Annotated in this window: 10 protein-coding genes; 6 read left to right on the forward strand and 4 right to left on the reverse strand. The window is 70.0% G+C overall.

From position 1 onward, the window contains the following. Positions 1-304 precede the first annotated feature (304 nt). Positions 305-856: a hypothetical protein gene (locus tag VFO68_RS26650; protein WP_325161133.1), complete on the reverse strand. Its 552-nt coding sequence runs from the start codon at positions 854-856 to the stop codon at positions 305-307. A 507-nt stretch (positions 857-1,363) separates the two neighbouring features. Here VFO68_RS26650 and VFO68_RS26655 point away from each other — a divergent pair. Next, positions 1,364-4,180, forward strand: coding sequence for an AfsR/SARP family transcriptional regulator (locus VFO68_RS26655; protein ID WP_325161134.1), 2,817 nt, complete (start codon positions 1,364-1,366; stop codon positions 4,178-4,180). A gap of 124 nt (positions 4,181-4,304) precedes the next feature. Further along, a complete protein-coding gene (locus VFO68_RS26660; RefSeq protein ID WP_325161135.1) occupies positions 4,305-4,475 on the forward strand; it encodes a hypothetical protein in 171 nt (56 codons plus the stop codon). Positions 4,476-4,614: 139 nt separating this feature from the next. Here VFO68_RS26660 and VFO68_RS26665 read toward each other — a convergent pair whose 3' ends face one another. Continuing rightward, positions 4,615-5,925 (reverse strand): APC family permease, encoded by a 1,311-nt coding sequence (locus VFO68_RS26665; RefSeq protein ID WP_414635580.1) that lies wholly within the window; start codon positions 5,923-5,925, stop codon positions 4,615-4,617. Positions 5,926-5,952: 27 nt separating this feature from the next. On the opposite strand from VFO68_RS26665, the gene VFO68_RS26670 reads away from it, so the two are divergent. The 4 genes from VFO68_RS26670 to VFO68_RS26685 all read left to right on the forward strand — a co-directional run bounded on the left by VFO68_RS26670 (position 5,953) and on the right by VFO68_RS26685 (position 7,853). Continuing rightward, the gene (locus VFO68_RS26670) at positions 5,953-6,723 is read left to right on the forward strand and encodes an ArsR family transcriptional regulator (RefSeq protein ID WP_325161137.1); all 771 of its coding nucleotides are present in this window, start codon (positions 5,953-5,955) and stop codon (positions 6,721-6,723) included. After that, on the forward strand, positions 6,720-7,115 hold the full coding sequence (locus tag VFO68_RS26675; RefSeq protein WP_325161138.1) for a VOC family protein: 396 nt from the start codon (positions 6,720-6,722) through the stop codon (positions 7,113-7,115). The genes VFO68_RS26670 and VFO68_RS26675 overlap by 4 nt, the downstream gene beginning before the upstream one ends. A gap of 415 nt (positions 7,116-7,530) precedes the next feature. Further along, positions 7,531-7,692, forward strand: a complete 162-nt coding sequence (locus VFO68_RS26680) for a hypothetical protein (protein ID WP_325161139.1) — start codon at positions 7,531-7,533, stop codon at positions 7,690-7,692. Continuing rightward, the gene (locus VFO68_RS26685; protein ID WP_325161140.1) at positions 7,677-7,853 is read left to right on the forward strand and encodes a hypothetical protein; all 177 of its coding nucleotides are present in this window, start codon (positions 7,677-7,679) and stop codon (positions 7,851-7,853) included. Before VFO68_RS26680 ends, VFO68_RS26685 begins: the two co-directional genes overlap by 16 nt. A gap of 4 nt (positions 7,854-7,857) precedes the next feature. Here the strand turns inward: VFO68_RS26685 and VFO68_RS26690 are convergent, their stop codons facing one another. Both VFO68_RS26690 and VFO68_RS34340 read right to left on the reverse strand, forming a co-directional pair. Continuing rightward, the gene (locus VFO68_RS26690) at positions 7,858-8,478 is read right to left on the reverse strand and encodes a vitamin K epoxide reductase family protein (RefSeq protein ID WP_325161141.1); all 621 of its coding nucleotides are present in this window, start codon (positions 8,476-8,478) and stop codon (positions 7,858-7,860) included. Continuing rightward, positions 8,475-8,621 carry a hypothetical protein gene (locus tag VFO68_RS34340; RefSeq protein ID WP_414635582.1) on the reverse strand — a complete coding sequence of 49 codons (147 nt, stop codon included), beginning with the start codon at positions 8,619-8,621 and terminating at the stop codon, positions 8,475-8,477. Before VFO68_RS34340 ends, VFO68_RS26690 begins: the two co-directional genes overlap by 4 nt. Between the last annotated feature and the right edge of the window lie 28 nt (positions 8,622-8,649).

The following is an 8,649-nucleotide window of genomic DNA, read 5'->3' on the forward strand; positions in this document are numbered from 1 at the left end:
TCGGTTCGAGTCGGTTCTCACACCTGCCACCGGGGGATCTTCAGGCCGTCGGCGATGCCAGCGCCGACGCGGCGAGACGTGACCTGCCGGCCCATGAGGATCTCCGGCACCTCGGACTGCGGCCGAACGGTCATCGCCGCGATCTCGGGCTCGGTTTCAGGAATCGGGCGAGGCCATCCTTCCCTATCCAGGCGAACACGTCGTCGAGGCGAGCGCGCGGCCCCGTGGGCGCACGCTTCAAGCGCATGTAGACGTCGTCCCTGTCCTGGCACCGACCGCGGCACCGGGAGTGTGGCGGTGCGGCTCAGGGCTGTTCGACAGTCTCTCGCCGCGCCATTTCGGTGAATGCGGCTTCCAGGTAGCCGCGTAGCGGGCGGCCGCGCACTGATAGCAGGTCGGCGAGGATGACGACGGCGTGCTGTGTGACCGCGGCTGCCGACGGTCGCGGTGGGACCGCGTCCCACGGGTCGTCCAGCTCCGGCGCCCGCTCCTCCCCGGTGCCGGGGCCTGGCGGAGTGTCCGGATGGATCCCGAGCGCTCCGCTGAGGACGACGACCATCACCCCCGGGTCGACGCCGGGAAACCACGGTGCCGTCGACCGGGCACTGCGGCCGATGATCTCGCGGAGGTCGTCACCGTCCACACCGTCCGGGAGCACCTCCTCCAGCAGCAGCCGAACGGCGTCGCCGAGGATGACGCGCGCGTGCTCGGGGTCGATGAGGAGGCGGCTGCAGGCGTCGTCGAACGCGGCCGCGTCGCCGGCCTGCGCGGCTGCGATCGCGTCGGTCGTCGCCGACGCGATCACCCGCGCAGCCGGCGGCAGCTCGCCGAGTGTGAGCCGGGGTGCGGGTGCCATGCCGGGAACGCTACCGCCGACCGTTCCCGGCTCAGGAGGGGCCGACAGTGACGGCGCGTGCTCGTCCCACTTGATCCGCGTGGACCCGGGGACGCGTCCCTTCGCCGCCTGGGATGGCTGCGTGTTCCTCGCCCGGTCCCACACCAGCCACCACCCGGCGCTCCACCGTTTCCGATCACGGCGCCGTACCGGCACCTTTCGCCGATCGGATCGCCGTGCCCGCCACCGCGGTCACGCCGCTTCCCCCCGGCGTTGGCGTCGAGGACGCCGCCGTCATCGGGCTTGCCGGCAGGAAGCCACTTTGGTGCAGTTCACGTGGAATGGTGAGATCTCACCAAGAGTGGTGCGCGAGGGGGACAGTGCCCCGGTGTCGTGCGGATCCCCAGAACTGCACGACACCGGGCAGCACGGAGGTTGTCAGCCACGGTCCCGTGAAACCTTGCCGAAACCTTGATTCCGCTGCTCAGCGGCCGCCGATACGATGTAGCGGTAGGGAGGGGAGGGGGCGTGGAGTTCCGGCTCCTCGGCGCCGTCGAGGCGAGCGTCAACGGGCAGCCGATCGACTTGGGTCCAGGTCGGCAGCGATGCGTGTTGGTCGCGCTGCTGGCCGATGTGAATCACGTCGTCCCGGTCGAGGAATTGCTGGAACGGGTGTGGGGGGATCGGCGGCCGCACCGCGCCCTCGGCACGCTCTACAGCTACCTGTCCCGGCTGCGCAAGGTCCTGACCGTCGACGGAGGCGTTGACATCGCCCACCGGTCAGGCGGCTATGTGCTCGACGCCGAGCCGGCCCTGGTTGACCTGCACCGCTTCCGCCAACTCGTGGCGCATGCCCGGTCGGCCGGTGACGAGGCGGCCGCGGCCGCGCTGGAGGAGTCGCTCGCGCTGTGGCGCGGCGAGCCGTTCGCCACCCTGGACAACCCGTGGATCAACCAGTTTCGCGCGGTGCTCGAGGCCGAACGGCGCTCGGCCCTACTCGACCGCAATGATCTCGAGCTGCGCCGGGGCCGGCACGGCGACCTGCTGGCCGAACTGAGCATCCTGGCCGGGGAACATCCGCTCGACGAGCGCCTTGCCGGCCAGCTGATGCTGGCGCTGTACCGGGCCGGGCGGCAGGCCGAGGCAGTGCGGATCTATCAGAGCACCCGGGGCGCGCTGGTCGAGGAGCTGGGGCTGGAGCCGGGGCCCGAGCTCAGCTCGCTGCATCAACGCATCCTGGCCGCGGACCCGAACCTCGCCGGTCCCGCGTCCGCGTGGGGGCGCGCACCCGTCGGACCGGACCTGGTGCCCCGACAACTGCCGGCCGATGTCGCGCATTTCACCGGTCGCGACCGCTACCTTGCCCAGCTGCACGAGCTGCTCGACGACACACGCCCGCCGACCGTCGCGATCACCGCGATCGACGGAACCGCTGGTGTCGGCAAGACCGCCCTGGCCATCCACTTCGGACACCAGATCGCCGGCCGCTTCCCGGATGGGCAGCTCTACATCGACCTGGGTGGCCACGCGCCGGGCTCGCCCATGACAGCCGTCGACGCACTCGGTTGGATGCTGCGCAGCCTCGGTGTGCTTCCGGAGCGGATCCCCGCCGACGAGCAGGAGCGGGCCGCGCTCTACCGCTCGTTGCTCGCCGACCGGCGGATGCTCGTGGTGCTGGACAACGCCCGCAGCGCCGCGCACGTGCGGTCCCTGCTGCCCGCCAATCCGCGCTGCGCGGTGATCGTGACCAGCCGAACCTCACTGGCCAGCCTCGATGGAGCCCACCACCTCCACCTCGACGTGCTCACCGAGGACGAGGCGCTGGTTCTGCTCGCCCGGCTGACCGGCCAGGGCCAGACGAGTCGAGAACCCGAGGCCGCCGGCACGCTCGTGTTGCTCTGCGCCCGGCTGCCTCTTGCCGTGCGGATCGCCGGCGCTCGGCTGGCCGCACGCCCCGGGTGGACCATCGCCGCCCTGGTCGACCGGCTCGCGGACGAGCAGCGCCGGCTGGACGAGTTGGAGGTGGACGACCGCGCGATCCGGGCCAGCTTCGCGGTCACCCACCACGCTCTCAAGGCCGGCACCGATCCGGTCGACCGGCAGGCCGCCGAACTGTTCCGGCTGCTCGGCATGCTCCACTGGACCGAGATGAGCGTGCCCGTCGCCGCCGCGCTGCTCGACGCGCCAGCGGTGCAGGCACACACCGCACTGGAGCGCCTGCTCGACGCTCATCTGTTGGACTCGACCGGTCCCGGCCGCTACGTCATTCACGATCTGCTCCGCCTCTATGCGCGCGAGCAGGCCAACACCGACACAGGGCCCGACCGCGAAGCCGCTCTGCACCGGGCACTCGACTGTTTCCTGGCGGCCGCCGAGGAGGCCTCATTGCTGGTCACCTCGGACCCCCGATGGGTGCGAGCGGCGCGCAGCCTCGCCGGGCAGAGCGGGTTCGCCCTCTCCACACCCACCCAGATTGCCGACTGGGTGGACCGTGAGCACGCCAACCTGCTCGCCGCCGCCCGTCAGGCGGCCGAAACACCCGGCACCGATGCGATGGCCGTGCGGCTCGTCGCGGCCCTTACCCGGCCCTTCGATGTCAGGGGATTGTGGAACGACATGACCGTGCTGCTGGAGGGCGCCATCGACATCGCGCACCGCATCGGTGATCGGACGGGCGAGGCGCTGGTTCGCGAACACCTCGGCTTTGGCTACCTGTGGGGAGGTCGCGCAGACGACACCATCGCCTGCGTCGACGAGGCGCTGGCCATCTACCGGGCGATCGGCGACGGCTACGGGGAGGCGGCCTGTCTCAGATACCTCGGGTACGCCTACATGGAGCTTGATCGTCTTGATGACGCGATCACCTGTCACGAGCGAGCCCTGTCGCTGTGCCGCGAGCTCGACTACCACTACGGCGAGGCCGGAGCGCTGAACGCGCTTGGACTAGGCCGCCAGCGGCAGGACCGGTTCGACGAGGCGATCGCCTGCCATCAGCAAGCCCTCGAGATCAACCGGACGGTCGGCAACCGGGTCAGCGAGTGCAGCGCGCTCGACAACCTGGGCTGGGCCTGCCTGCGCTCCGGGCGGTATGACCGGGCCGCCGAGTACTTCCAGCGGGCCATGTCCGTCGCTCTGGACATCGGCTTCCGCTACACGCAGGCCGAGACCCTCTGGGGGCTCGGTCATGTTCAGCACGCGCTCGGCGGGCTGGACGAGGCGCGCACCTACTGGCTGCACGCGATCACGATCCTGCGTGACATCGGCTTGTTGACCGATCAGGAGGCCGAAACCCTGCGCCGCCAGCCGGTTCCGGACACCCCCGAGATCATTCGGCGCAACATCTGACCATCACCCAGATCCCGTCACGGTGCTGCGCCGCGACGGCGTCGTCAGCCATGCGGCGCAATGTGTGCGCATCGCGATGGAATGACATCGACGAGCTGGTCGTCGGGGGCTGGCGGGTACGGCGGTGGTGGTGGTCGAGTTGTGCGGTGCGCCAGCGATTGCGATCCTGGCCGCCCTCTTCCGCAACCGCCGGGCCTTGACGGCCGCCCGGCTCGTCGAGGAACTCACCGAAGCCGCGAACCGACTGCCTGAATGGATCGTTGTCGGTGGGCGGGGCCTGGCGCCCGGTCGATGAGCCGGTCGGCGATGACCGGGCGCCCGGTATCCGATCCCAGTAATAACTGCTACAGGCGCGGGTTGCGTCCGACGCTGCAGCTGTCCGTACCCACGGCGGGTACTCACCCGGCCCACTTGTTGTATCTGGCCAGACACCTCTATGCGGGCCTGTCTGCATGTGCCTTGCGTCGGGTGAGGGCGATGGCGCGGCCGGCGATCCCGATGGCGAACATGGTGATGCCGGCGAGCACGGATTGCCAGGGCAGGGCGGCAACCAGAGTGACGCAGCCGGCGACGCCGAGCAGGTTGAGCCAGCGGGGCCAGCGGCGGTCGGAGGCGGGTTGGGTGAAGGCGGCGGTGTTGGCGATGGCGTAGTAGACCAGGACGCCGAAGGAGGAGAACCCGATGACGCCGCGCAGGTCGACTGTGGCGACCAGGATGCTGACGACGACGGCGAGGGCGATCTCGGCGTGGTGCGGGACCTGATGGCGGGGGTGCACGGCGGACAGCCAGCCGGGCAGGTCGCGGTTGCGGGCCATCGCGAGGCTGGTGCGGCCGATGCCCGCGATCAGCGCCAGTAGCGCACCGAGTGCCGCGAGCGCGGCGCCGATGCGGACGACCGGGGCAAGGCCCTCGGCGCCCGCGGCCTGCACGGCGGTGGTCAGTGGCGCGCTTGCGGCGGCGAGTCGATCGGGGCCGGCCGCCAGCAGTGCGGCCATGCCGACCACCAGGTACACGGCCACGGTGATCCCCAGTGCGCGAGGGATGGCGCGCGGGATGGTGCGCTGCGGGTCGCGGACCTCCTCACCCATGGTCGCGATGCGGGCGTAGCCGGCGAAGGCGAAGAACAACAGCCCGGCCGCCTGCAGGACGCCGTATAGGCCGCCGGTCCCCGACCAGTGCAGGTTGGCCGTGCTGACCTGGCCGCCCACCGCGATCCCGACCACCACGACCGCCAGCGCGGTCAGGCTGGCGGCCACGAGCACGCGGGTCAACACGGCGGTATAGGTGACGCCGCGGTAGTTGAGCGCGGCCAGCCCCACCACGCCCGCCGCCGCCACCGCGCGCTGCGCCCACCATGGGCCGGGCACCGCGTAGGTGGCGAAGGTGAGTGCCATCGCAGCGCACGAGGCGGTCTTGCCGATCACGAACCCCCACCCGGCGGCGAAACCGCACCAGTGTCCGAGTCGCTCGCGGCCGTAGACGTAGGTGCCGCCCGAGGTCGGGTACGCCGCCGCCAGTTGGGCGGAGGCCACCGCGTTGCAGTACGCGATCACCGCCGCGATCACCAACCCGACCAGCAGACCGGCACCCGCCGCGCGCGCGGCCGGGCCGAACGCGGCGAACACCCCGGCGCCGATCATCGACCCGAGCCCGATCACCACCGCGTCGCCGGTGCCCAACCGGCGTGCGAGGCGACCACCGGCCTGGGACGACACCCGCCCACCCTCTCCAGACGCATAGTCCATCAAATCTGTTTGATGTAGTCTCGGGGCATGGTGGACCAACGTCAAGTACCACCGCCGTTCGTCCGGCTGGCGGCGCACCCGCTGCGCTGGCAGCTGCTCACCGAACTCGCCGGCAGCGACTACCGGGTCCGCGAGCTGGTGCGGCTGGTCGACCAGCCGCAGAACCTGATCTCCTACCATCTGCGGCTGCTGCGCGACGGCGGGCTGGTCACCGCGACCCGCAGCAGCTTCGACGGCCGCGACAGCTACTACCACCTGGATCTCGAGCGCTGTGCGAAAGCGCTGGCGGCCACCGGCGGCTCACTCCACCCAGCCCTGCATCCAGCTCTGGATCCGGCCCTGCGCCCGCCGGCCACTGCGGCCGGCGCGCGGCGGATCGCCGTGCTGTTCGTGTGCACCGGTAACAGCGCCCGCTCACCGATCGCCGAGGCCCTGCTCCGCCACCACACCCAAGGCCGGGTACGCGCGAGCAGCGCCGGCACTCGCCCCAAACCCCAACTCCATCCCCACACCACACCCGTACTGCGCAAGGCGTTCGGCATCGACATCTCCGGACAGCATCCCCAGCACCTCGACCAGGTGGCCCGGCGCCGGTTCGACCACGTGATCACCCTGTGCGACAAGGCCCGCGAAGCCTGCCACGAGTTCGACCACCACCCGCGGCGGGCACACTGGAGCATCCCCGATCCGGCGACCGCCGATATCGCCGGCTTCCAGCGGACCGCGACGGACATCGACACCCGCATCCGGTACCTGCTGCCCGTCCTGACCACCAGCCACAGGAGGCCGCAACCATGACCGACCAGTACGCCAGCGTCCGCTACCTCGTCGACGACGTGCAAGCAGCCGTTGACTTCTACACCACCCACCTGGGCTTCACGCTGAACACCAACGCCGTACCGGCCTTCGCCGACGTCGTCCGCGGCCCGCTGCGGCTCCTGCTGTCCGGGCCCGCCAGCTCCGGCGCCCGCGCCACCCCCCAGGACGCCGCCGTTGCCGGCCACAACCGCATCCACCTCATCGTCGACGACCTCGACACCGAGATCACCCGACTCCGCGACGCGGGCCTGTCCTTCCGCAGCGACCTGGTCGCCGGCCCCGGCGGACGGCAGATCCTCGTTGCTGACCCCGCCGGCAACCTGATTGAACTGTTCCAACCCGCGAACCGGCCCGCCGCGGCCACACCCTGACAAGGGCGGGAGCCCGAAGCCGCGAACCCAGTCGGTGCCGACTGACGCCATGGCGAGCAGATCGGTGCTCAGCTGCCATTGCAGGCCTCGGGCGATGCGGGATGTGCTGGCGATGTGGTCGACCAGGATCAACCGACCGGTGGGACGCAGCACCCGGACGATCTCCGGTGTCGATGTCGGGGATGGCGCACAGACCGAACGTGCGCACCACCGTGTCGAAGGACGCATCGGTGAAGGGCAGGGCGTGTGCGGGTGCCGTGTCGCAGGGTCACCGCGCGGCCGAGGTACTGGGCGCGGGACCGCGTACGGTCGGATGAACGCGGGTACGGCGCGCGGTGACCTCGCGCTCGCCAACCGGTTTCTCGGCGGGTTCTTCCGCATCTGAGGCAAGCGCCGACTCGAGGGACCACGGAACATGACCATCGACACCGACGCCATCACCCGGGCTCGCGAAGAGATCAAGACGAACTATCTGAAAACGACGGGCGAACGGCCGCCCAGCTCCGCCCGAGGTGTGCACCACGTCGCGCTGCTGTCCTCGGACGTCGAGCGCACCATCCAGTGTGCATCTCGGTAGAGCCGGACCGCTGGGAGCACCTGCGCGGCAAGCTCGAGGCCGCAGGCGTGGAGTACCTGCTGGAGAGCAGGACGTCGATCTACTTCCGCGATCCCGACGGTGCCCGCCTCGAACTGCTCGCCGAACCGCTCGGCGAGATGTACGGCGCCACAGTCCGGTAGCAGGTCAGCCGAGGATCTGGTCGCCGTACTTGGTCACGATCGCCAGGATCAGGATGAGCATCCAGATCACGACGGTCACGAGGTCGAGGTTGGCTCGTATGCCGGCGGCCAGGGCGGACTGGATGGGGGCGGGTAGGTAGAGGTTGTTGGCTCGGATGTTGACGTGGGTGAGGGTGGCGAACACCAGGGTGGTGGACACGGTCACCAGCAGGCACCAGGGACAGAGTGCTCCGATGTGGAACATCGATTGGTAGAACAGCCAGTAGGCGAGGGCCAGGCCGAGGGTGTAGACGACCTGGGCGCAGAACATGAACCAGCGTGGGAACCGGACGCCGCCGAGGCTGGCTACGGCGATGGTGATGACGACGGGTTCGGCGATCAGGCCGAGGAAGGCGTTGGGGAAGCCGAACAGGTGTGACTGCCAGGAACTGGCGACCGTGCCGCAGCTGATCACGGTGTTGATGTTGCAGGACAGTTCCGCGTTCGGGTTTTCGGCGAGCGTGATCGCCTCGACTGAAAGCACGAACGAGGCGATCAGGCTCAGCGCGGAGGAGACCAGCATGGTGCCGAAGATCCAGGCGTTGGCGTGCCGGATCCGGTTGAGCCGGTGCAGCAGGTCGGTCATTGGCGCGCGCCGCTTGCCGCTTCGATGGCCCGGGTCAGCGGACCGGTCGTGTAGGCGTCGCCGGTGAACACCGTGCCGTTGATCTTGATCGTTGGGGTGCCCTCGACTCCGGACTTGAACGCCTTGTCGGTGGACTCGGCCACCCAGGGGTCGAAGATCCGCTTGCCGAAT

Origin of the sequence: Actinophytocola sp., from assembly GCF_035712165.1 — a bacterium.
In the GTDB taxonomy this organism is placed as follows: domain Bacteria; phylum Actinomycetota; class Actinomycetes; order Mycobacteriales; family Pseudonocardiaceae; genus DASYTH01.

Coding starts and splice junctions, on each gene's coding strand:
- VFO68_RS26670 (WP_325161137.1), top strand. CDS start 5,953: ATGGTGGACCAACGTCAAGTACCACCGCCGTTCGTCCGGCTGGCGGCG.
- VFO68_RS26680 (WP_325161139.1), top strand. CDS start 7,531: ATGACCATCGACACCGACGCCATCACCCGGGCTCGCGAAGAGATCAAG.
- VFO68_RS26690 (WP_325161141.1), bottom strand. CDS start 8,478: ATGACCGACCTGCTGCACCGGCTCAACCGGATCCGGCACGCCAACGCC.
- VFO68_RS26650 (WP_325161133.1), bottom strand. CDS start 856: ATGGCACCCGCACCCCGGCTCACACTCGGCGAGCTGCCGCCGGCTGCG.
- VFO68_RS26665 (WP_414635580.1), bottom strand. CDS start 5,925: ATGGACTATGCGTCTGGAGAGGGTGGGCGGGTGTCGTCCCAGGCCGGT.
- VFO68_RS26675 (WP_325161138.1), top strand. CDS start 6,720: ATGACCGACCAGTACGCCAGCGTCCGCTACCTCGTCGACGACGTGCAA.